This is a genomic window from Rhizobium sp. P43, assembly GCF_056730705.1.
This window is the reverse complement of the sequence record NZ_CM161539.1, coordinates 4,089,425-4,110,239: the sequence shown is the minus strand read 5'-3', so window position 1 is coordinate 4,110,239 and position 20,815 is coordinate 4,089,425. Positions and strand designations below refer to the sequence as shown.

Below are 20,815 nucleotides of genomic sequence, written 5' to 3'. Positions count from 1 at the left end.
AGCGAGACGATGAGAGATCGATTGAGATTGGCCGCAGCGTCAATCGGGCTTGCGGCTTTGGTCGCGGGCTCTCTCTGGCTTATCGCGCAATCCCTGGTCGCCCAGGCGAACCGCCAGCAACTCAACGACATCTTGCAGGCTGCGGTGATCCGCCTTGAGCGGCAGATCGATCTCGCCGTCATCAGCATGGGAGAGCTGGGGGCTCAGGGCCCCTATGGCTGCTCGCCTGCGGTTAGCAAAGCAATCGAAGACATCGCCTTCCGGTCCGTCTCGATCCGGGAAATCCGTGTCGCTTCGGCGAAAGGAGTATGCTGGGCGGATAACGCGCATGAAGACATGTTTCGGGATGCCCTGTCCTCCTTAAAACCCGTAGCGGCCATCAATCCCGCCTATGAACTTGCCCCCATTGATGCTGCCGAATGGAAAGGCCTGATGGTCCGCTGGACCAGCGAAGATGGCAACCTCGCAGCTTTTCTCGCAACGGACGGTCTGCTCTTCGATATCCTGCCCGGAGAGCTGCGTGACCATGCGCATCTGGAAATGATGCTGAGCGACCAACGAGTGGTCTCGAATTATGCGCCAGAGGGTGCGAAAGCCCCGGATGCAGATTACAGCGAGTTCGGAACGGCGTCCGAACGCTACCCGATCCATGTCAGGCTGATGCTCGACGAGAACGCCGTGGCATCTCGCAGCAACACTTTCGGCGCCGACATCATCGCAATCGCGGGCCTTATTTCGTTGGGATTGGGTTATCTTGGTGCGAGGGGCCTGATGCGTCCGCGTACACCCCTGCAGGAACTGGATGAAGCGCTGGCCCGAGGCCATATTCATCCCGTCTACCAGCCGCTTTTCTGCCTTGAGAGCGGCAAGATGACCGGCTTCGAAATGCTGGCGCGCTGGACGAAGCCGGACGGCAGCAGCATATCGCCCGCCGTTTTCATTCCACTGGCCGAGGGCAGCGGTCGGATCAATGGACTGACCCTGGCGCTCCTCGACAAGGCCGGCTCCGATATCAGCGACATGCTACGACGCAACGAGGCTCTCAAGCTTTCCTTCAACGTGACCCCGGATCAGTTGATAGAGCCTGGGTTTGTCCTGACATTGGCTGCGAAGGTGGCCCAGACCCGCTTGAATCCAAAGCAATTGGTCATCGAGATCACCGAACGCCAGCCGATCACCGACATCCAGGCGGCACTCAGGGCATCTCGAGACCTGGCGGATTTCGGCGTGCGGATTGCATTGGATGACGCCGGTACGGGCCACAACGGCTTGTCCTCCTTGCACGCTCTTCAGGCGCATTACCTCAAGATCGACAAATACTTCGTCGATGGCGTGGCGCTCGACCGCAAGTCCAGCGTGCTCGTAGAAGCGCTCATCTCGCTCGCAAGCAAGTTCGGCATGGACGTCGTCGCCGAGGGGATCGAGACAGAGGAACAGCGTCAGAAGCTTCTGGACCTCGGAATTCGCGAGGGGCAGGGCTATCTCTTTGCGAAACCTCTGTCGGCCAGTGAACTGATTGCCAGGGTCGAGCACAGCCCGATGGCCGCATCCCTGGCAGCTTAAACGATCCGTTTATCGCTGCTGGGTCGCCGCAGCCACCACCAATGCCTTGGCATCCGCTCCGTCCCAGACGGCCGGGCCATTCATGCTGCCGAGCAGACAGCCCTTGCCGTCAACGAGCAGGGTGACCGGCAGACCGAAGGCAAGCCCCTCGCGCTTCAGCTGGTTGAAGACACCCATAGAGGCGTCGCGGTAGAGACCGAGTGCATCGACACCGGTCTCCTCAAGGAAGGTCTGCGGCTTCTCGACATCGCCGGTATCGATGTTGATGGCGAGCACCTGGAAAGCCTCACCGCCGGCGGCCTTCTGCAGATTGTTGAGGGCCGGCATTTCCTCACGGCAGGGCACGCACCAGGTGGCCCAGAGATTGATCAGCACCGTCTTGTCGGCGAAGTTGGCCATGGTCATCGGCGTGCCGGCCTTGTCCTGGAAATTGAGCCCCTGGATGAGCTTGGGCTCGCTGACCGGGATCATCGCCGCGACCTCGCCCTTGAGATAAGGCTTCAAGGCCTCCGCCTGAGCGACAGAACCCTCGCATTGGCTGGCATCCGCCGTCTCCACGGCATTGCCAGATGTGGTCTCTCTCACGTATACCGCAGCCGCGCCGGCGACGATGCCGGCGACCGCCGCAATTGCAACCAGCTTGGTGGGGAAGAGACCCGCGGGTTTCTTTTCTGTCATGTCATTCTCCAGGACGGGCATTCCATGGCCGAGGACATCAAGGACACCAAATCCTCCAACCAGATGTGGGGCGGTCGCTTCGCCTCCGGGCCGTCGGCCATCATGGAGGAGATAAATGCCTCCATCGGTTTCGACAAGAAGCTTTACGCCCAGGATATCCGCGGCTCAAAGGCGCATGCGACCATGCTGGCGCACCAAGGCATCATCTCGGCCGAAGATAAAGACAAGATCCTTCACGGCCTGGACACGATCCTGTTAGAGATCGAAAGCGGCCAGTTCGTCTTCTCGCGCAAGCTCGAAGACATTCACATGAATGTCGAGGCACGCCTTGCCGAACTGATCGGCCCGGCCGCCGGCCGTCTGCACACCGCGCGCTCGCGCAACGATCAGGTGGCGCTCGATTTCCGCCTCTGGGTGAAGGAAGAGCTGCAGAAGACGGAAGCTGCCCTTTCCGGCCTGATTGCGGCATTCCTCGACCGGGCCGAAGAGCATGCCGACACCGTGATGCCTGGCTTCACCCATCTCCAGACGGCCCAGCCGGTGACTTTCGGGCATCATTGCATGGCCTATGTCGAGATGTTTGGCCGTGACCGCCAGCGCGTCCGCCATGCCATCGAACACCTGGACGAAAGCCCGATCGGGGCGGCAGCCCTTGCCGGCACCGGATACCCGATCGACCGTCACATGACGGCAAAGGCGCTCGGTTTCCGCGAGCCGACCCGTAACTCGATCGACACCGTCTCCGACCGCGATTTCGCGCTCGAATTCCTTTCGATCGCCTCGATTGCCGCCGTGCACCTGTCGCGGCTGGCCGAAGAGATCGTCATCTGGTCGACGCCGCAATTCGGCTTCATCCGCCTGTCGGATGCCTTCTCCACCGGCTCCTCGATCATGCCGCAGAAGAAGAACCCGGATGCCGCCGAACTCGTGCGCGCCAAGACCGGCCGCATCAACGGCTCGCTGATCGCGCTCCTGACCGTCATGAAGGGCCTGCCGCTCGCCTATTCCAAGGACATGCAGGAAGACAAGGAACAGGTCTTCGACGCCGCCGAAAGCCTGGAACTGGCGATTGCCGCGATGACCGGCATGGTCACCGACATGACCATCCGCACCGACAAGATGAAGGCGGCTGCCGGCTCCGGTTATTCGACCGCGACCGATCTCGCCGACTGGCTGGTGCGCGAAGCCGGCCTTCCCTTCCGCGACGCCCACCATGTCACGGGCAATGCCGTTGCCATGGCCGAGAAGAAGGGTTGCGATCTCGCCGAGCTTTCGCTCGAAGAGCTGCAGAGCATCAATGCGGCCATCACCGCCGATGTCTTCAACGTGCTGACAGTGGAAGCCTCCGTGGCCAGCCGCAAGAGCTTTGGCGGCACGGCACCCTCGGAAGTCAGGAAACAGATCGCCTGGTGGCGGGCACGCAACTGAAAGGACAACCGATCACGGCAACGCATGCCGTTCATCACGAGATCAGGGGTGCACAAGCGCCCCTTTTTTCTGTACAGGCTAGCACAACGATATTTCTTTGGACCGGGTCATGGTGAATTCGCTGAAACGCACGACACTCACGCTCTCTCTGGTGCTGGCCACCGCGCTGGCGCTGTCCGCCTGCGGCCGCAAGGGCGAGCTCGATCCGCCGAGCACACCGGTTGACCAGCAGAACAAGCGTGGCGTCGAGGTCCAGAGGACCCCGGACAGCCCCTTCCTCCTCGATCCGCTTCTTTGACAGGGCTTAATCCGTGAACCATTTCGAGTATCGCGACGGCGTTCTCTACGCCGAAGGCGTGGCGATCCCCGCAATTGCCGAGGCTGTCGGCACACCCTTCTACTGCTATTCGACAGCGACGCTGGAGCGTCACTACAAGGTCTTTTCCAAGGCCTTCGACGGTGTTGATGCCCTCGTCTGCTACGCGATGAAAGCCAATTCCAACCAGGCCGTGCTGAAGACGCTGGGCCGCCTCGGCGCAGGCGTTGACGTGGTCTCGGAAGGCGAACTCCGCCGCGCACTGGCTGCCGGCATCCCGGCAGAGCGGATCATGTTCTCCGGCGTCGGCAAGACGCCGAGCGAGATGGATCTCGCGCTCGAGGCCGGCATCTACTGCTTCAACGTCGAGAGCGAGCCGGAGCTAGAAGTCCTGAACCAGCGAGCCATCAAGGCCGGCAAAAAGGCGCATGTCTCCTTCCGCATCAATCCTGACGTGGATGCCAAGACCCATGCCAAGATCTCGACCGGCAAGAAGGAAAACAAGTTCGGCATTTCCTACGAGCGCGCGCGCGCCGTCTATGCTCGAGCAGCGACGCTGGAAGGCATCAAGGTCTCCGGCATCGACATGCATATCGGCAGCCAGATCACCGATCTGCAGCCCTTCGAAGACGCCTTCCGTCTGCTGCGTGAACTCGTCAAGACGCTGAGAAGCGACGGCCATCAGATCGATCACGTCGATGTCGGCGGCGGCCTCGGCATTCCTTACAAGGACGACAACAATCCGCCGCCCGAGCCGGATGCCTATGCGAAGATCGTCAAGGACCAGCTCTCCGGCCTAAACTGCCGCATCGTCACCGAACCCGGCCGCCTGATTGTCGGCAATGCCGGCATCCTGGTGACCGAGGTGATCTATGTGAAGGACGGCGGCGACAAGACCTTCGTCATCGTCGACGGCGCGATGAACGACCTGATCCGCCCGACGCTCTACGAGGCCTATCACGAGATCAGGCCGGTGGTGATTTCGGCGGCGAATGCCCCGCGCATCAAGGCCGATGTCGTGGGTCCCGTCTGCGAGACCGGCGACTATCTGGCGCTCGACCGCGAGATGGCCATGCCCAAGCCCGGCGACCTGATCGCGGTTGGCTCGGCCGGTGCCTATGGCGCGGTGCAGGCCGGCACCTACAACACCCGCCGGCTGGTGCCGGAGGTGCTGGTGAACGGCAACGAGTTCCACGTGATTCGCCCCCGTCCGACCTATGACGACCTGATCGCGCTCGACAGCGTGCCCGACTGGCTGGCCTGATCCATTCACAATTCGGCGATGAGGCGGGAAAAACTCCCGCCTTTTCTCTGCCGCCCTCGTCTTCGCCACAAAGACTGCTATCTTCGAGAACAATCAGCCGTGTCTGACGCGCGGCGCTCTCGGAGACCAGACGGATGAGCTCTTCCCGCCCGGCCGGCCACAGGAAAGGCGCCTTCAAGGACGACCCGAAGCTCGCGCGCCGCGTGGGCGTGAAACGTGTGCTCGCCCGCTCCGTGCTGTTTGCCGAGCGTCTGCTGCCGCTCTTCCTGCCGATACTCGGGATTGCCGCGCTCTTCGTCTCGCTTGCCTGGTTCGGCATATACCGCGAAGTACCCGATCTCGTTCGCCTGGCGATCGTCTTCGTCCTCGTCTTTGCCTTCGTCGCCTCCTTCCTGCCCTTCTTCAAAGTTCGTCTGCCGAGCATCTCCGAAGCCGACAGGCTGCTTGAGGAGCGCAACGGGCTCGACCATCAGCCGGTGGCGGTGCAGGACGACCAGATCGCGGCAGACACACCCTTTGCCCGGGCGCTCTGGCAGGAACACCAGCGGCGCATGGCCGAGCGCATCGCAGCGCTCGACGCCGGCCTGCCGCAGCCCGACATCGCCCGCTACGACCGTTACGCGCTGCGCGCCGTACCGGCCCTGCTCTTCGTCACGGCGCTCGCTTATTCCGGCTCCAACGGGGCAGGCTCGATTGCCGATGCCTTCCGCCAGCATGTGCCGGAAAGCGAGGCGCCGGCGATCCGCATCGACGCCTGGATCACGCCACCCGGCTATACAGGCCAGCCACCGGTCTTCCTTTCGGGCCTCGGCACCCAGGACGCAGCCGGCGTGACCGTGCCGCAGAAATCCAAGGTCACCGTACGCATCAGCGGCGGGCCGTCGGACGAGAAGGTTCTCTTCGTCAAGCAGTCGGACGGCGCCGTACTCGACGTCGCCGAGAAGGACGACCCGTCGCGCCCGCAGGCGGCAGCGGCCAACACGGCGGGGGCACAACCGGACCCGGTTGCGACGCCCGCAGCGGCCAATGCGCCGATGGTGGCGCGCACCCACGAACTGGAGCTGGACGAGGCCGGTGAACTGCGCGTCGCGGACCGCACCTGGACGATCGGTGTCACCCCCGACAGGGCGCCGGAGATCGCCTTTGACGGTGTGCCGCGCCGCGCGATCAACGGCGCACTCGAAATCGCCTTCACCGCCAAGGACGATTACGGCCTGCAGAAGGCCCATGCCGAGATCGTGCCGCTGGAGGAACAGCCGGGTGCGACACCGCTTTATCCGCATCCCGACTACAAGCTCGACCTGCCGCGCCACAATGCGCGCGACACCAAGGGTGTCGCCAGCCGCAACATCACCGAACATCCGCTCGCCGGCCAGATGGTCAGGATCACGCTGGTCGCGACCGACGGCGCCGGCCAGACCGGCCGCAGCGAGCCGATTGAAATGCAACTGCCCGGCCGCAACTTCAGCGACCCTCTGGCAGCAGCCGTGGCCGAGCAGCGCAAGGTGTTTGCCCTCGATACCCGCCAGATGCCGAAGGCGATCGAGCTCAACGAAGCCCTGGTGATCCGTCCAGACGAGACGATCCCGGATCTCGGCAACTTCATCGCCATCGAAAGCGCCCGCTCGCGCATGAACATGGCGGAGGGCGAGGAGCAGCTGAAGGATACGGCCGACTATCTCTGGGAGATTGCGCTTGGTATCGAGGATGGTGACCTGTCGCTCGCCGAGCGCCGGCTGCGCGATGCCCAGCAGGCACTGTCGGATGCGCTGGAAAACGGCGCAAGCGATGAAGAAATCCAGCGGCTGATGGCGGAACTGCGCTCGGCCATGCAGGAATTTCTCCAGCAGCTCGCCGAACGCATGCAGAACCAGCAGGGCGGAGAGCAGCAGCAGAACGCACAGAACATGTTGCGTCAGCAGGATCTCGACAATCTGCTCGACCAGCTGGAAAACCTCGCGCGTTCCGGCAATCGCGACCAGGCGCAGCAGCTCTTGTCCGAGCTGCAGCGGATGATGAACAACCTCCAGGCCGGTCGCCCGCAGCAGGGCCAGCAGCAGCAGAACAGCGAGGCACGCCGCCAGATCGACAGGCTCGGCGAGATCATGCAGGAGCAGCAGCGGCTGATGGACGAGACCTTCCGGCTCGATCAGGCGCTGCGCGACCGCATGCAGCGCGGCGACCCGCAGCAGGGCGAAGAGGGTGCCGAGGGTCAGCAGCAACAGGGCGAGCAAGGTCAACAGGGACAACAAGGCCAACAGGGCCAGCAGAACCTCGACGGCATGACGGCCGAACAGCTGCGCGAGGCGCTGCGCCAACTGCGCGAACAGCAGGAACAGCTGGGCCAGCAGCTGGGTGAACTGCAGGAGGGCCTGAGAGGCATGGGCATGGAGCCGGGCCCGGGCTTTGGCGAGGCGCAACAGGAAATGCAGGGCGCCGGCGAAGCGCTGGGCCAGGGCGAAGGTGATCGGGCCGTGCAGGGCCAGGGTCGCGCCATGGAGGCCCTGCGCCAGGGTGCTCGCGACATGATGAACCAGATGATGCAGGCGCAGCAGGGCCAGGACGGCCAGGGACCGCAGATGGGTCAGGGTCAGGGCAACCAGGACGGTCGCGACCCGCTGGGTCGTCCGCGCGCCACCAGCGGCCCGGATTTCGGCGAGCAGGTCAAGGTGCCCGACGAAATCGACGTCCAGCGCGCCCGCGAAATCCTGGAGGCGATCCGTGAGAAGCTCGGCGAGAATTCCAGCCCCGAGATCGAGCGGCAATATCTGGAGCGGTTGCTGGATATCCAGTAAGGCTCCAGCGGTTGTGCACAACAGAAAACGCCCGCGTCAGCGGGCGTTTGTTTGTTCAGCGATAGGAGTGAGGTCTCAGCTGGCCAGCGCCAAAGCCACCGCCTTGCGGATATCCGGCAGGGCAAAGGGCTTGGAGACAACATCAACGATCTTGGCCGAGAGGTCGTCGGCACGCTCGCGCTGCTCGGCATAGCCGGTCATCAGCAGGATCTTCATGTCGGGGAATTCGGAATGGGCGCGGTGCGCAAGTTCGATGCCGTCCATGACCGGCATGCGGATATCGGACAGCAGCAGGTCGAAGGCGCCTTCGGAGAGCTTTTCGAGACCTTCGGCCCCATCGGCCGCCTCATGCGTCTCGTGGCCGTCGAGGCGAAGCGCCCGGGCAACGAAGGAGCGCAGCGAGTCTTCGTCTTCGGTGATCAGGATTCTCGCCATGGTTGAATTCCACTCTCGCGCTGTTGAGCCTTGCGAGAGGCAAATCACCAGATCTTCCTTGTCGAGTGGTAAACGCCGGACCCGCAGTCCGGCGCGATGGTTAACAGCTCACTGCCGTCGGATGGTCAGATGTTCCCTTCTGGAACGGCCTATGCGTCGCCCGTGACGACACCGACGAAGGGCAGTTCGCGGAAGGCATAGGCCACGTCCATGCCGTAACCGACGACGAAATAGTCGGGGCATTCGAAACCGACATAATCGGCCTCAAACTTTTCTTTTCGCTTCACTTTCTTGTCGAGAAGAACGGCGATCGTGACGTTTGCCGCACCGCGCTCATACATCAGTTCCTTGGCGAAAAGCAGGGTCCGACCGGACTCCAAGATATCGTCGATCAGGAGGATATTGCGCCCCTTCACGTCGCTGTCGATGTCCTTGATGATCTTCACGCCCTGCGAAACCGTGCCTGTGCCATAGCTGGACAGGGTGATGAATTCGACTTCGGGGGCGAGACCCACGTCATGCAACGCACGAATGAGGTCGGCGGCGAAGATGAAGGAGCCCTTGAGCACCGATATGACCAGAAGATCGTCGCACGGACCCTTCATGATGTCCTGGGCAAGCTCCAGATTGCGCTGCCGGATCTGTTCGGCGGTAAAGAGCGGTTCGATGTTCTTTCCGCGAACAACGGGCATGGGAAACTCCTTGCTGATCGACCTCAGGTCCTTGGCCGGCGATGTGCCGGAAAGGCAAGGCCCTTAGCACACCGGCAGTGGCTTAGGCACCCGCCTCTTCGAAGGAAAGCCGGACTTCCGGCATTTTTCCACCAGGATGCTGGAGGCGGGTGACGATCCCGCGGCTTTCGCCGCCATCGAGACTGTCGGCAGGCGGCTCGATATAGGTGCTGGCGATCACCTGCCCGTCGATCAGAAGATCGGCGCGAAGCTTCGGTAGCGAGATTTCCCGCGCCGTGCGATTTTCGACAATCGCATTGAGAAGCAGCACGCGCATGCCGTTGCGGTCCTGGGCAGTCAGGTTCACATGGGTGAAATCGAGCGGCTTGGCGGCAATTTCCGGATGTTCGTCACCGCCGAACACCAGCTGTCCGGCAACGGAGAAGATCGTCACGAAAGCGATCGCAACCAGAAGCGAAAAGGCGACATCGGAGAGCCGCTGCAGCCGTGCCTCGATCGCATCGACGAGCCGGCGCATGCCCTGGGTGAGGCCGGACGATGAGGGCTGGGAGGCTGGCGCACCGGCCGGACGCAACGCAGGCTTTGCGGTCTCGCGAACCGTCACGAATTGCGCGTCGACGACATCGGCGCGGACAGCACGCTGGTTGAGCGGCTCGATCCGCCTGCGGGCACGATCGGGCGGCAGGAGATCGAGGTCTGCAGCGGGAGCCTGCTTCTGATAACGGAAAGCGCTCATGATGCGCACCTTTCGCACAGCCAAAATCGGATACCCCGAAACTCGGCGGTTGAAACGAATCCTCTCCAGACGTAAATTCAAATGGTTAATGCTTCGGAAAGACGGGCTCAAAAGCCTCGGGTCCCGGAGCATGTTTACCGGCCGTTGACGATCTTCGTTTACGAGCCCCAGACCTCGGACACGTCAGACTGGGCCCCCTTTGATCCATTTCGAAAATGTCGGCCTGCGCTATGGGATGGGACCGGAGATCCTCCGCGACCTGACCTTCGACCTGCCGAAGGGATCCTTCCAGTTCCTGACCGGCCCGTCCGGCGCCGGCAAGACCACGCTGCTGCGTCTGCTGTTCATGTCGCTGCAGCCGACGCGTGGACTGATCCGCAGCTTCGGCCGCGACATCACCAGCATCCCTCGAAGCGAGCTGCCGATGCTGCGCCGACGCGTCGGCATCGTCTTCCAGGATTTTCGCCTGCTCGACCATCTGACCACCTACGAGAACGTGGCACTGCCGCTCAGGGTGCGTGGCAAGGCCGAGCAGACCTACCGGCAGGACGTCATCGAACTCTTGAAATGGGTGGGCCTCGGCGAACGCATCAACGTGCTGCCGCCGGTGCTCTCGGGCGGCGAGAAGCAGCGTGTGGCGATTGCCCGCGCCCTGATCGACCGGCCGGAAATCCTGCTCGCCGACGAGCCGACGGGCAATGTCGATCCGCCGATGGCCCGCCGCCTGCTGAGCCTGTTCCTGGAATTGAACCGTCTCGGCACGGCAGTGGTGATTGCCACCCATGATCTGGCGCTGATGGACCAGGTGGATGCGCGCCGGATGATCCTCACCGACGGGCGGCTCGACATCTATGAATGAGATCCCCCAGAACGCGAATCAGAACCCTGGACAGAAAAAGCGCCGCGTCGAAATGACGGTACGGCCAACAGCACCGATCCTGCCGCCCTCCAACATTCAGGGCAATGCCCTGATGGTGGTGATCGCCATCATGGCCTTTCTCGCCTGTCTGACGCTCGGTGCGGTCTCCATGGTACGCGCCACGGCCGCCGGCTGGCAGAGCCAGATCTCCCGCGAAATCACCATCCAGATCAAGCCGGAGGACGGTCTCGACATGGGTGCGGCCCTCGTCAAGGCCCGCGATCTGGCGCTGACCTTTGTCGGGACCCGCGATGGCCAGATCATGGACGACAGCGCCACCGCCCGTCTGCTCGAACCCTGGCTTGGAACGGGCTTGAACCTCGAAGACCTGCCAGTACCCCGGCTGATCGTCATCACGATCGACGAGACCAATCCGCCCGATTTCGAGGCCATGCGCGCCCTTCTGAAGGAGGAGGTGCCGCAGGCCTTCCTCGACGACCATCGAACCTGGGTCGATCGGCTGGTGCAGATGGCCAGAACCACAGTGCTGATCGGCTCCGGCATTCTGATCCTGGTTTTCACCGCGATGGTGCTGACGGTGGTCTTTGCGACACGCGGCGCACTGTCGGGCAATCGCCACATCATCGAGGTGCTGCATTTTGTCGGGGCAGAAGGCAACTTCGTCGCCCAGGAATTCCAGAAGCACTTCCTGAAGATCAGTCTCAAGGGTGCAGCCGTCGGCGGCTTTCTGGCGGCATCATTCTTCGCACTGGCCAGCTTCTGGCAGAGCCGTTCGCTCGCGACGCCTGAAAGCGATCAGGCAACCGCCTTGTTCGGCACCTTCACGATCGGCTGGGGCGGCTATCTCGGCATCTTCGCCACCATGATCGTCATCGCGCTTTTGACCACGATCACCGCGCGAATTACGGTCATGCGCACGATTTACGAAATCGATCTGATCCGCTCCGATCCGGCCCGCACCGATGGCCTGCTGGACGACTGACGAAATCTCGTATGTTGACTTGCCTTAAAGCCGCCTGTTCGCTGTGAGAAATCCCGGCTATTCACGGGCAATGAGCATGGATCGCATGACGCCAAATCAACCGTTGCGTGACGGCGGCCGGCCCCGTTCGGGCGGCGGCCTGTTTGCGCGAAACGGCTTGATTCGCAGGGCTTTGCGCTATGGCGGCATGGTGGTCATCCTCTGCATTGCTGTGCTCGTCGCCGGCTTTTTGATCTTTGCTGATTCGGTCACCAGCATGCGTCCGCCCGAGACGGCGAAGGCCGATGCGATCGTCGTTCTCACGGGTGGATACCAGCGCATCGAACAGGCGATCGATCTTTTGAAGCGTGGCTATGGCGAGCGCCTGCTGATTTCGGGCGTCAACCCGGCAACCACGGCAAGCCAGATCCGCAAGACCACACGCACCTCACCCGACCTTTTCGCATGCTGCGTCGACATCGGTTACGGCGCCATCGACACGATCGGCAATGCCAACGAGACGGCGATCTGGATCCGTGACAAGGGCTACAAGTCCGTTCTCGTCGTCACCAGCAACTACCATCTTGCCCGCAGCCTGATGGAACTTCGCCGCAGCGATCCGGACACGCAGTTCATCGGCTACCCCGTGGTGAATGCGGATCTGAAAACCCGCGCCTGGTACAGCGAGCCGGACGCGATGCGCACCATGCTCGCCGAATATGGCAAGACCGTCATCGCCTATCTCAGGGGCCTGACAGGCTGGAGCCGGGATCAGGGCCTGCGTCCGGAAGGCGAAATCACCGAATCTGGCCGCAGCTCCTGACGCTTCAGCGCATGTGAGCGCTTTTGCTCACGGGACTTTTCCTCTAAGCACGTCTTCGCCCGCCCTCGAGAGCCCCACATCATGATTGCCTTGCGTTCCGTCATCTTCAACACCGCCTTCTATGCCAACATGATCATCCGGATGATCGTGCTGTTTCCGATCTACTTCCTGCTGCCCCGCAAGAAGGCTTTCTTCGTGCCGAAGGATTGGGCGCGCGCGAACCACTGGCTGATGGAAAAGATCGTCGGCACGACCTTCACCGTCGAGGGGCTCGAGAACATTCCCGAAGGCGGCTACATTCTGGCGCCGAAGCATCAGTCCTTCTGGGACACCTACGCGCTGCTGCCCTGGCTGGACGATCCGGTCTACATCCTCAAGCGCGAGCTGATGTGGATCCCGATCTTCGGCTGGTATGTCGCCAAGCAGCGGATGATCCCGGTCAATCGCGGCGCCAAGGGCAAGGTGATGGCCCAGGTGATCGAGCGCACCAAGATGGAAATGGCCAATGGCCGTCAGCTGATCATCTATCCCGAAGGCACGCGCCGTCCGCCGGGCGCGCCCCCGGACTACAAATACGGCATCGCCCGCCTGTACCGCGACATCAATGTCCCGGTCGTGCCGGTCGCCATGCATCCCGGCCTGTTCTGGCCGCGCCGCAAGTTCCTGCGCTTTCCCGGCCATTTCACCGTACGCATCCTGCCACCGATTCAACCGGGCCTCGATCCGGATGTTTTCCACGAGACATTGATGACGCAGCTGGAAGCAGTCAGCGACGAGCTTCTGGTGAAGACGGCCAAGGAAAACCCGCATCTGCCCCTGCCGCCGACAGCCGTCAACCGGCTGAAGGAACTCGGAGCGCTCTGAGCGCATTTGGCGAGGAAGGGTCCGGCCTCAGGCCGGATCGACCGCAATGGCGGCTGCAACGCTTTCGAGCCAGTGGTCGCGGATACCGAGTTCGCGCATGTGGGAAACGGTGTTTGCGACATAGACGGGATTGGGTCCCGAGCGGCCAACGGCGCTTTCGACGATCCGCGCCGCTTCCTCGACCGTGATGGCGCCCGCATATTGTGGATGGGCCCGGTCGATGACGTAGGTGAGCGCCCGGACGGTGCGACCGTCGGCCAGTGTCGTGCGGACCTGCCGTTCGAGATAGACGCTGGTGACAAGCTCGCGTTCGCGCAGATAGTCGACGGTCGACTGCCAGTCGGAGGGAAGGACACGGAAAGCAACGCCCTTGCAGGAGCCGCCGCGGTCAAGGCCAAGCACGAGACCCGGCCGCTCCTCGGTGCCACGATGGACATAGGAGCGCACGCAGAGTGATCGACGATAACCGCCGAGACGGGCAAGCACCCGTTCCTCATAGGGAAACCCGGGGTTCCACATCAGCGAGCCGTAGCCAAAGACCCAAAATTCGTCCATATCCCACGCCAATCCAAAACACGTGAAGTGACCGCAACGAGGAGCATCCCATGGCCATGTCGACCGCGCCCGAAAGCACGATCAGCCGCAAGGTTGTTCGGCTCGGCGTTTTGATCGTCCTCGTCATCGCTGTCTATAGCGTCGGGTGGTATTTCGCTGCGGAATTTCTGAAGAAGCGCATTCTGGCCTTCTTCGGCGGCGGAAATCCGGCCGGAATCACGGCAACCTGCGAGGACGCGACGATGGGCGGCTATCCCTTCCGCTTCCGCCTCAATTGCTCGGGACTGGCCTTCGACGATCATTTCCAGGGTGTCGCGGCCTCCTTCGGCCCCGTGCGCGCAGCCGCCCAGATCTACAATCCCGGCCATATCGTCTGGGAGATGGACGGACCCGCAGAAATCCGCTCGGCGCTTGGCCTCAACACGGCGCTGGACTGGACCAACATGCAGTCGAGCTTCCGCATCGGCCTGTCGGGCCTTTCGCGCAGTTCGCTGGTCATGGAAGGCCTGAATGCGACGGTGACCTCAACGGTCTCTAGCCTGCAATTGCAGGTGACGGCCCCGAGCGCCCAGTCGCATGTCCGCCAGAACGAAGGCAATCTCGACTATGCGACGCTGGTGCGCGACGTCTCGGTCTCGCTCGACGGCAACAGGATCGCCCTGCCGCCGATTTCCGCAAGCCTTGACGCCACCTTTGCCGACAAGGGCGGCCTGTTGGATCCGCGCGTGGCGCAGGAGCAGAAGCTCTACGGTACGAAGGGCGAGATCCGCCGCATGGTCATCGATCTCGGCGAAGGCCGGGTGCTGACGCTCACAGGCCCCTTCCAGGTGGGTGACGACGGACTGGTTTCCGGTCGGATCAAGGTGGAAATCGAGCAGATCGGCGCCTGGCGGGATGCCATGAAGACGGCTTATCCCGAGCAGGCCGACATGATCGACAATGTTGCCAATGTGCTGCGAGCGCTCGCTTTCGGTCGCGATGACAGCGAAGCCGAGATTAGCATCGAAAACGGCGTGGCCATGCTCGGTTTCATCCCGCTCGGCCAGATCCCGCCGCTCTGAAGAAGCGACGGGGAACGGTCATTTGTCGAGCGCGTGACGGCCGAAGTCCGGCACGTCGACATCCTGGCCGGCCTGCACGATCGAGCGGCGAATGGTGCGGGTGCGCGAGAACAGCTCGAACAGCTTGTCGCCCTCGCCCCAGCGGATCGCCCGCTGCAGATAGGCGAGGTCTTCCGAAAAGCGCGCCAGCATTTCCAGGATCGCATCCTTGTTGTGCAGGCAGACATCCCGCCACATGGTCGGATCGGAAGCCGCGAGACGCGTGAAATCGCGGAAGCCCGAGGCGGAATACTTGATCACTTCCGATTCCGTGACCGTCTCCAGATCGTCGGCCGTGCCGACGATGTTGTAGGCGATGATATGCGGCAGATGCGAGACGATGGCGAGCACCTTGTCGTGGTGCTGCGGATCCATCTCGTCGCAACGCGAGCCGAGCGCCTCCCAGAACCCACGCAGACGGGAAAGCGCTTGGCTATCCGTGCCTTCGAGCGGGGTGAAGATGCACCAACGGCCCTTGAACAGACCGGCAAAACCGGCATCCGGGCCGGATTTTTCCGTTCCCGCCAGCGGGTGGCCGGGGATGAAATGCACGCCTTCGGGCATATGCGGCGCCATCTGCGCGATGACGGAAGCCTTGGTCGAGCCGACATCGGTGACGATGGCGCCGGGTTTCAGGTTCGGCGCGATCTGCTGGGCGACCGCCTCAGAGGCACCGACCGGCACGGACACGATGACGAGGTCGGCATCCTTGACCGCCTCGGCAGCCGAAGCGACATAGGCCGTGCCGAGCTCCAGTTCCTCCGCCCGCTTCAGCGTGTCGAGGCTGCGGGTCGAGATGACCACATCCTTCGCCAGGCCGAGCTTCTTGACGTCGCGGGCGATCGACGAGCCGATGAGGCCGATGCCGATCAGAGCGATGCGGTTGAACAGGATTTCAGACATCACGTGCGTTCCATGAATTCGGTGAGGACAGCGATCACGCCGGTATTGGCGTCCTCGCTGCCGATCGTCATGCGGAGTGCATTGGGAAAACCATAGGACGCGACGGCGCGCAAGACGAAGCCGCGCGAAGTCAGGAAGAGATCGGCATCGGCCGCGCGCTTTCCGTCCCGGTCGGGGAAGTGGATCAGGATGAAATTGGTGACCGACGGCGTGACCTCAAGGCCAATTGCTGCAAGCGCCTCCGAGACACGCGCAAGCCAGACCTGATTGTGCTCAACGGCTTTCGCCACATGCGCCTGATCGCGCATCGCCGCAGCGCCAGCGAAAAGCGCCGGTGTGTTGATGTTGAACGGCCCGCGCACCCGGTTCATCGCATCGATGATCTCCAAGGGGCCGTAGATCCAGCCGATGCGCAGCGCCGCAAGCCCGTAAACCTTGGCGAAGGTGCGGGTCATCACGACATTGCGGTTGGCCGAGACGAGCGCGATGCCGGCTTCGTAATCGTTGCGGCGGACATATTCGGCATAGGCCGCATCGAGCACGAGAATGACATGCGGTGGCAAGGCGGCCTGCAGGCGCGCGATATCCGCATAGGGCACATAGGTGCCCGTCGGATTGCCGGGATTGGTGAGGAAGACGATCTTCGTCCGCTCGGTGATGGCGCCGAGGATCGCATCGACATCGACCCGCCGATCGCGCTCTGGAACCGTGACCGGCGTGCCGCCGGCCGCAAGGATCTGGATGCGGTAGAGCAGGAAGCCATGCTCGGTGATGACGGCCTCGTCGCCGGGACCGAGATAGATATTGGCGAGCAGCGACAAGAGTTCGCCCGAACCATTGCCGCAGAGGATGTTGGCGGCGTTCAGCCCGTGCACCTCGGCGATCGCATCGCGCAGCACCCGTGCCTGCCCGTCGGGATAGAGCTCGAGCTTGCCGGCAGCAGCCTGAAAGGCTTCGGTAGCCCTGGGGCTTGGACCAAGCGGTGTCTCGTTGGAGGAGAGCTTGTAGACGCGTGCGACACCGCCCGCATGCTCCCTGCCCGGAACATAGGCGGCGATCTCCATGACCCCGGGTCGGGGTACCGGCTTTATCGAGGCGTTCATGAGGCTCGTTCCGAACAGAGGCGGCAAGAGGCCGCCCATAGGCATGGCCTTGGGATTACTGCGGAAACCTGCGTTTGTCGAGGCGGGCGAGCGCCGCAGCCTGTCGCGGCAGCGGCCATGCCAACATTGGGATCAGAGTTTGGGCGGCAGGTTTCGAGTGGTGGGAACCCCCTGGGGGGCGAGCACCGGCGCAAAGACACGGCGTGAGGCACGCGAGGCGACCGGCAGCCCCTGATAGAGCCGCTTCTGCGCCTCGACGACGATGACGCCGGAAAAGGCGGGCCAGAGGATGCGCCCGAGACGCTCAAAACCGCGCCGCAGCCGCAGGATCGCCCGGATTTTCGACGGCGGGAAGAACAGCGCTTCCGCCGAGGCGCCGGGGGTGAAATTGGTCTCCCGCAACAACAGCGTCAGCTGGCTGCGCGAATAGGGCCGGCCGGAGCCGAAGGGCGTATGCTCCATGCGCGCCCACACACCACGCCGGTTCGGCACGACGATGACCAGTCGTCCGCCCGGGGCAAGCACCCGCCAGATCTCTTTCAAGGTCTCGCGCGGGTTTTCGGCAAATTCCAGCGAATGCACCATCAGCACCCGGTCGACCGAGCTGTCGGGCAGCGGCAGTTCCTCGTCGAAGACCAGCGCGGTGGCCGAGGGTTCACCGACTGGCCAGTTCACGGCACCCTGCCCCGCCGGCATGAAAGCCATGGTCCGCTCCGTATCGGCGCGGAAGCGTTCGAGAAAGGGAATGCAGTAACCGATCCCCACCAGCCGTTCCTGTGGCAGGCGGGCCCAGACGGAAGAAAGAGCCAGAGCAATCGACTGCTCGGCCACGCGACCGAGCATCGTGTAATAGAACTGCCTCAGATCGACGATATCGACATGCATGAACTTATTGTTAGCAGCCGATCCTTGGAGTTCAAGCCGCGAGGGGCTACATTCGCGACAACGAGGCGGGACATAAAAAGCGGACCAACAATGAAATCACTGCAGATCGAAGTATTCCTCTGCCGAAGTGACAACTTCGGCGTACTTCTCCATTGCCCGGAGACCGGTCAGACGGCATCGATCGATGCGCCGGAACTCGATCCGATCGTCAAGGCGGCGGAGAAGCGCGGCTGGACGATCACCCATATCTTCACCACCCACCATCATGGCGACCATGTCGAAGCCAATCTGGCGCTGAAGGAGAAATACGGCTGCGAGATCATCGGTCCCCGCAATGAGGCGGCAGCCATTCCCGGCATCGACCGGACCGTCGGCGATGGCGACGAATTCACCTTCGGCAACCGGCCGGTACGGGTCATCGAGACGCCGGGCCACACCGCAGGCCATATTTGCTACCACCTGCCTGAGGACATGCTGCTCTTTGCCGCCGACACGCTGTTTGCGCTGGGCTGCGGCCGCCTGTTCGAGCGCTCGGCCATGGATATGTGGCATTCACTGCAGAAGCTGGCCGCCCTACCCGACGAGACGATCGTCTATTTCGGCCATGAATACACGTTGTCGAATGCGCGGTTTGCGCTGACCATCGATCCTGAGAACAGCCGCCTGAAGTCGCGCGTGGAGCTGATCGAGATGCAGCGCAAGCGCGGCGACTTTACCATTCCGACGACGATCGGGCTGGAGAAGGAGACCAACCCCTTTCTGCGCGCCGGCGATCCCGACATCCGCCGCACGCTTGGTATGAAGGACGTGGCGAACGAAGAGGTCTTCGCCGAGATTCGCAAGCGCAAGGACAGCTTCTGATGCAGGCAAAGGACATCATCGAGACCCTCGGCATGCAGCGCCATCCCGAGGGCGGCTGGTATGTGCAGACCTTCCGGGATGAACAAGGCGGCCCGCGCGGCCATTCCACGGCGATCTACTATTTGCTGCAGGCCGGCGAACGCTCTCATTGGCACAAGGTCAAAGATGCGTCGGAGGCCTGGCACTATTATGCCGGCGCACCGCTCGCTCTGCATCGCTCCAAGGACGGCGTCACGCAAGAGACAGTCGTGCTGGGCCTAGATCTGGCATCCGGTCAGAGACCTCAGGCAATCATCGACGCGGATGAATGGCAGGCAGCCGAAAGCCTCGGTGATTTCACCCTCGTTGGCTGCACCGTGGCTCCCGGCTTCGACTTCTCGGTCTTCGAGATGGCTCCGCCCGGATGGGCACCGGGACGTTGAGGAAGGGTCAGGCTTCGCTGAGGGTCAGGGTCAGGGTCAGGGTCAGGATGACCTGAGCCGCAAAATAAGTGATCCAGACGAAATAGGCAGCGGCGCCATCGATCGGATGACCTGGCCCTGTCCAGTATTTCCGGATCGTCAGTACGATATCGGAGACGATGAATAGCGTTGCTCCAATGAAGACGAGCGGATTGTGAAGGCCGAGCGTCAGCCAGACGAGCACCATGAACAGGAAAACATAGACGCCGATCGGCAGCGCCAGTCGCCCGGCGGGTTTCCAGATTCGAACAAGTACGGCCAGCGTCAGGAGCGCAACAAGCGCGCCAGCGACCAGTCGCCAGGTTTCAGCCAGAGCGATCTCGGATTCCGCCATGGTCAGCAGCAGGGCTACATAGGCGACATGGGCGGAAAGGAAGGCGGCAACCCCGCCGACAAACGCACGATCTCCCTCGAAAGCCAGCGACCAGTCCCCCAGCGCGCCCAGAACGAGCGCAACGACAAGAAGGGGATGGGCGCCGAAAAGGAAGGCGTAAAGAGCCAGCAACAGCACGGGCAGCGTCTTCCAGATAGCCCGGAAAACGGTCTTCTGCCGCGGCAGGATCCAGAGGTAACTGGTACCGAGCGCGACCGAGAGCCAGAGGATACCGGTCGCAGCAGTCATTCAATCTCCCGTCAGGTCGCCCGTTGCTTGTTTCGGAAGACCATATCGCGAGCAGCGAGCACAGCGCCACCGGTGATCAGCAGGCATGCCAGGCCAATTCTGACGCTGAGCTCGCCAAACCCAAAAATGATCAGAATCAGGGTCGACAAAAGCGGCGCCGCATAGCTGGAGGCGCCGAGAATCTGGATGTCGCCATTCTTCACGCCATAGTCCCAGACATAAAAGGCGAGCCCGACAGGCAGAAGTCCGAGCCCGATCACGGCCGCCCATTGCGAGGTGGTCTCCGGCCAGACGGTGGTTTCGAGCGCCAGGTGGCAGACGAAGGACAGGATGGATGTGGCGAGGCAGAAGCCGGTCACCACATCGGTCGAGACCGTCTCGAACTTGCGGCTGACCAGCGAATAGGCCGCCCAGGTAAATGCGCAGAGGAAGGCGGTGAAATAGCCGAGACTATAGGCCGGATCGAAGGCGAAACCGTTCTTGCCGACGATCAGCGCAGTACCGGCAAGACCGCAAAGCGCACCGACGATATGATGCCAGCGGAGATTTTCACCCGGCAGAAGCGCCGAGCCGACGACGATCAAGAGCGGCCAGAGATAGGCGATGAGGCCCGCCTCGACAGCCGGTGCGTTGCGAAGGGCCGTGAAGTAGAGAAAGTGATAGCCGAACAGCCCGCCGACACCGGCAAGCCAGACCTTCGGCGGCTGGCGCAGCTGCTTCAGCCGCTCGGGGCGGGCAATGAACAGGAGAATGCCGGGCAGACTGCCGATCGCAAAAGTGATGGCTGAAAGCTGGAAGGGAGGCATGGTGCCGGACGCAGCCGTCATCAGCGCGAGGAAGGACCACATCAGGATCGCGGTGAACCCGATCAGCGTTGCCTTGGTCTTCAT

At 62.5% G+C, this 20,815-nt stretch carries 22 protein-coding genes; 12 read left to right on the top strand and 10 right to left on the bottom strand.

The window, feature by feature from the left end:
- Positions 1–27 precede the first annotated feature (27 nt).
- Entirely contained in the window at positions 28–1,563 is a 1,536-nt protein-coding gene (locus AC1PUL_RS20370; RefSeq protein WP_480465816.1) for an EAL domain-containing protein, read from the top strand.
- A 9-nt stretch (positions 1,564–1,572) separates the two neighbouring features.
- Here AC1PUL_RS20370 and tlpA read toward each other — a convergent pair whose 3' ends face one another.
- Positions 1,573–2,241 (bottom strand): thiol:disulfide interchange protein TlpA, encoded by a 669-nt coding sequence (gene tlpA / locus AC1PUL_RS20365; RefSeq protein ID WP_480465815.1) that lies wholly within the window; start codon positions 2,239–2,241, stop codon positions 1,573–1,575.
- A gap of 24 nt (positions 2,242–2,265) precedes the next feature.
- On the opposite strand from tlpA, the gene argH reads away from it, so the two are divergent.
- The 4 genes from argH (at position 2,266) to AC1PUL_RS20345 (ending at position 8,044) form a co-directional block, all read left to right on the top strand.
- Positions 2,266–3,669: an argininosuccinate lyase gene (argH, locus tag AC1PUL_RS20360; protein WP_480465814.1), complete on the top strand. Its 1,404-nt coding sequence runs from the start codon at positions 2,266–2,268 to the stop codon at positions 3,667–3,669.
- A gap of 109 nt (positions 3,670–3,778) precedes the next feature.
- Positions 3,779–3,967: an LPS translocon maturation chaperone LptM gene (gene lptM, locus AC1PUL_RS20355; protein ID WP_480465813.1), complete on the top strand. Its 189-nt coding sequence runs from the start codon at positions 3,779–3,781 to the stop codon at positions 3,965–3,967.
- Between the two features lie 13 nt (positions 3,968–3,980).
- Positions 3,981–5,249, top strand: a complete 1,269-nt coding sequence (lysA, locus tag AC1PUL_RS20350) for a diaminopimelate decarboxylase (RefSeq protein WP_480465812.1) — start codon at positions 3,981–3,983, stop codon at positions 5,247–5,249.
- A gap of 134 nt (positions 5,250–5,383) precedes the next feature.
- Complete coding sequence (locus AC1PUL_RS20345; RefSeq protein ID WP_480465811.1) at positions 5,384–8,044, top strand: TIGR02302 family protein; 2,661 nt, start codon at positions 5,384–5,386, stop codon at positions 8,042–8,044.
- A gap of 75 nt (positions 8,045–8,119) precedes the next feature.
- Here AC1PUL_RS20345 and AC1PUL_RS20340 read toward each other — a convergent pair whose 3' ends face one another.
- The 3 genes from AC1PUL_RS20340 to AC1PUL_RS20330 form a co-directional block, all read right to left on the bottom strand.
- Positions 8,120–8,479: a response regulator gene (locus AC1PUL_RS20340; RefSeq protein ID WP_480465810.1), complete on the bottom strand. Its 360-nt coding sequence runs from the start codon at positions 8,477–8,479 to the stop codon at positions 8,120–8,122.
- A gap of 149 nt (positions 8,480–8,628) precedes the next feature.
- A complete protein-coding gene (hpt, locus tag AC1PUL_RS20335) occupies positions 8,629–9,171 on the bottom strand; it encodes a hypoxanthine phosphoribosyltransferase (protein WP_298460640.1) in 543 nt (180 codons plus the stop codon).
- Between the two features lie 82 nt (positions 9,172–9,253).
- Entirely contained in the window at positions 9,254–9,907 is a 654-nt protein-coding gene (locus AC1PUL_RS20330) for a hypothetical protein (RefSeq protein WP_480465809.1), read from the bottom strand.
- A 199-nt stretch (positions 9,908–10,106) separates the two neighbouring features.
- On the opposite strand from AC1PUL_RS20330, the gene ftsE reads away from it, so the two are divergent.
- The 4 genes from ftsE (at position 10,107) to AC1PUL_RS20310 (ending at position 13,435) form a co-directional block, all read left to right on the top strand.
- Positions 10,107–10,766 carry a cell division ATP-binding protein FtsE gene (ftsE, locus tag AC1PUL_RS20325; RefSeq protein ID WP_102020914.1) on the top strand — a complete coding sequence of 220 codons (660 nt, stop codon included), beginning with the start codon at positions 10,107–10,109 and terminating at the stop codon, positions 10,764–10,766.
- On the top strand, positions 10,759–11,769 hold the full coding sequence (locus tag AC1PUL_RS20320; RefSeq protein ID WP_480465808.1) for a cell division protein FtsX: 1,011 nt from the start codon (positions 10,759–10,761) through the stop codon (positions 11,767–11,769). The genes ftsE and AC1PUL_RS20320 overlap by 8 nt, the downstream gene beginning before the upstream one ends.
- Positions 11,770–11,845: 76 nt before the next feature.
- Positions 11,846–12,571 carry a YdcF family protein gene (locus AC1PUL_RS20315; RefSeq protein WP_480465807.1) on the top strand — a complete coding sequence of 242 codons (726 nt, stop codon included), beginning with the start codon at positions 11,846–11,848 and terminating at the stop codon, positions 12,569–12,571.
- 81 nt (positions 12,572–12,652) lie between these two features.
- Entirely contained in the window at positions 12,653–13,435 is a 783-nt protein-coding gene (locus AC1PUL_RS20310; protein WP_480465806.1) for a lysophospholipid acyltransferase family protein, read from the top strand.
- Between the two features lie 27 nt (positions 13,436–13,462).
- Here the strand turns inward: AC1PUL_RS20310 and AC1PUL_RS20305 are convergent, their stop codons facing one another.
- The gene (locus AC1PUL_RS20305) at positions 13,463–13,990 is read right to left on the bottom strand and encodes a gamma-glutamylcyclotransferase (protein ID WP_480465805.1); all 528 of its coding nucleotides are present in this window, start codon (positions 13,988–13,990) and stop codon (positions 13,463–13,465) included.
- A gap of 50 nt (positions 13,991–14,040) precedes the next feature.
- Between AC1PUL_RS20305 and AC1PUL_RS20300 the strand changes: the two genes are divergently transcribed.
- Positions 14,041–15,051: a DUF2125 domain-containing protein gene (locus tag AC1PUL_RS20300; RefSeq protein ID WP_480465804.1), complete on the top strand. Its 1,011-nt coding sequence runs from the start codon at positions 14,041–14,043 to the stop codon at positions 15,049–15,051.
- Positions 15,052–15,069: 18 nt separating this feature from the next.
- Here AC1PUL_RS20300 and AC1PUL_RS20295 read toward each other — a convergent pair whose 3' ends face one another.
- The 3 genes from AC1PUL_RS20295 to AC1PUL_RS20285 form a co-directional block, all read right to left on the bottom strand.
- The gene (locus AC1PUL_RS20295; RefSeq protein WP_480465803.1) at positions 15,070–15,993 is read right to left on the bottom strand and encodes a prephenate/arogenate dehydrogenase family protein; all 924 of its coding nucleotides are present in this window, start codon (positions 15,991–15,993) and stop codon (positions 15,070–15,072) included.
- Complete coding sequence (locus tag AC1PUL_RS20290; protein WP_480465802.1) at positions 15,993–17,096, bottom strand: pyridoxal phosphate-dependent aminotransferase; 1,104 nt, start codon at positions 17,094–17,096, stop codon at positions 15,993–15,995. The genes AC1PUL_RS20295 and AC1PUL_RS20290 overlap by 1 nt, the downstream gene beginning before the upstream one ends.
- A 132-nt stretch (positions 17,097–17,228) precedes the next feature.
- Positions 17,229–17,981 (bottom strand): class I SAM-dependent methyltransferase, encoded by a 753-nt coding sequence (locus tag AC1PUL_RS20285; protein ID WP_298460660.1) that lies wholly within the window; start codon positions 17,979–17,981, stop codon positions 17,229–17,231.
- A gap of 90 nt (positions 17,982–18,071) precedes the next feature.
- On the opposite strand from AC1PUL_RS20285, the gene gloB reads away from it, so the two are divergent.
- Together gloB and AC1PUL_RS20275 are read left to right on the top strand one after the other, a co-directional pair.
- The gene (gene gloB / locus AC1PUL_RS20280; protein WP_480465801.1) at positions 18,072–18,842 is read left to right on the top strand and encodes a hydroxyacylglutathione hydrolase; all 771 of its coding nucleotides are present in this window, start codon (positions 18,072–18,074) and stop codon (positions 18,840–18,842) included.
- The gene (locus tag AC1PUL_RS20275) at positions 18,842–19,264 is read left to right on the top strand and encodes a cupin domain-containing protein (RefSeq protein ID WP_480465800.1); all 423 of its coding nucleotides are present in this window, start codon (positions 18,842–18,844) and stop codon (positions 19,262–19,264) included. The genes gloB and AC1PUL_RS20275 overlap by 1 nt, the downstream gene beginning before the upstream one ends.
- Before the next feature lie 7 nt (positions 19,265–19,271).
- Here the strand turns inward: AC1PUL_RS20275 and AC1PUL_RS20270 are convergent, their stop codons facing one another.
- Together AC1PUL_RS20270 and yddG are read right to left on the bottom strand one after the other, a co-directional pair.
- Positions 19,272–19,925, bottom strand: coding sequence for a lysoplasmalogenase family protein (locus AC1PUL_RS20270; protein WP_480465799.1), 654 nt, complete (start codon positions 19,923–19,925; stop codon positions 19,272–19,274).
- A gap of 11 nt (positions 19,926–19,936) precedes the next feature.
- A complete protein-coding gene (yddG, locus tag AC1PUL_RS20265) occupies positions 19,937–20,815 on the bottom strand; it encodes an aromatic amino acid exporter YddG (protein ID WP_480465798.1) in 879 nt (292 codons plus the stop codon).

Bases quoted from the DNA above. Each gene is read 5' to 3' on its own strand.
- tlpA (WP_480465815.1), bottom strand. From the start codon at position 2,241: ATGACAGAAAAGAAACCCGCGGGTCTCTTCCCCACCAAGCTGGTTGCA.
- argH (WP_480465814.1), top strand. From the start codon at position 2,266: ATGGCCGAGGACATCAAGGACACCAAATCCTCCAACCAGATGTGGGGC.
- lptM (WP_480465813.1), top strand. From the start codon at position 3,779: ATGGTGAATTCGCTGAAACGCACGACACTCACGCTCTCTCTGGTGCTG.
- AC1PUL_RS20345 (WP_480465811.1), top strand. From the start codon at position 5,384: ATGAGCTCTTCCCGCCCGGCCGGCCACAGGAAAGGCGCCTTCAAGGAC.
- AC1PUL_RS20340 (WP_480465810.1), bottom strand. From the start codon at position 8,479: ATGGCGAGAATCCTGATCACCGAAGACGAAGACTCGCTGCGCTCCTTC.
- hpt (WP_298460640.1), bottom strand. From the start codon at position 9,171: ATGCCCGTTGTTCGCGGAAAGAACATCGAACCGCTCTTTACCGCCGAA.
- AC1PUL_RS20330 (WP_480465809.1), bottom strand. From the start codon at position 9,907: ATGAGCGCTTTCCGTTATCAGAAGCAGGCTCCCGCTGCAGACCTCGAT.
- AC1PUL_RS20320 (WP_480465808.1), top strand. From the start codon at position 10,759: ATGAATGAGATCCCCCAGAACGCGAATCAGAACCCTGGACAGAAAAAG.
- AC1PUL_RS20315 (WP_480465807.1), top strand. From the start codon at position 11,846: ATGGATCGCATGACGCCAAATCAACCGTTGCGTGACGGCGGCCGGCCC.
- AC1PUL_RS20310 (WP_480465806.1), top strand. From the start codon at position 12,653: ATGATTGCCTTGCGTTCCGTCATCTTCAACACCGCCTTCTATGCCAAC.
- AC1PUL_RS20305 (WP_480465805.1), bottom strand. From the start codon at position 13,990: ATGGACGAATTTTGGGTCTTTGGCTACGGCTCGCTGATGTGGAACCCC.
- AC1PUL_RS20300 (WP_480465804.1), top strand. From the start codon at position 14,041: ATGGCCATGTCGACCGCGCCCGAAAGCACGATCAGCCGCAAGGTTGTT.
- AC1PUL_RS20295 (WP_480465803.1), bottom strand. From the start codon at position 15,993: ATGTCTGAAATCCTGTTCAACCGCATCGCTCTGATCGGCATCGGCCTC.
- AC1PUL_RS20290 (WP_480465802.1), bottom strand. From the start codon at position 17,096: ATGAACGCCTCGATAAAGCCGGTACCCCGACCCGGGGTCATGGAGATC.
- AC1PUL_RS20285 (WP_298460660.1), bottom strand. From the start codon at position 17,981: ATGCATGTCGATATCGTCGATCTGAGGCAGTTCTATTACACGATGCTC.
- gloB (WP_480465801.1), top strand. From the start codon at position 18,072: ATGAAATCACTGCAGATCGAAGTATTCCTCTGCCGAAGTGACAACTTC.
- AC1PUL_RS20275 (WP_480465800.1), top strand. From the start codon at position 18,842: ATGCAGGCAAAGGACATCATCGAGACCCTCGGCATGCAGCGCCATCCC.
- AC1PUL_RS20270 (WP_480465799.1), bottom strand. From the start codon at position 19,925: ATGACTGCTGCGACCGGTATCCTCTGGCTCTCGGTCGCGCTCGGTACC.
- yddG (WP_480465798.1), bottom strand. From the start codon at position 20,815: ATGAAGACCAAGGCAACGCTGATCGGGTTCACCGCGATCCTGATGTGG.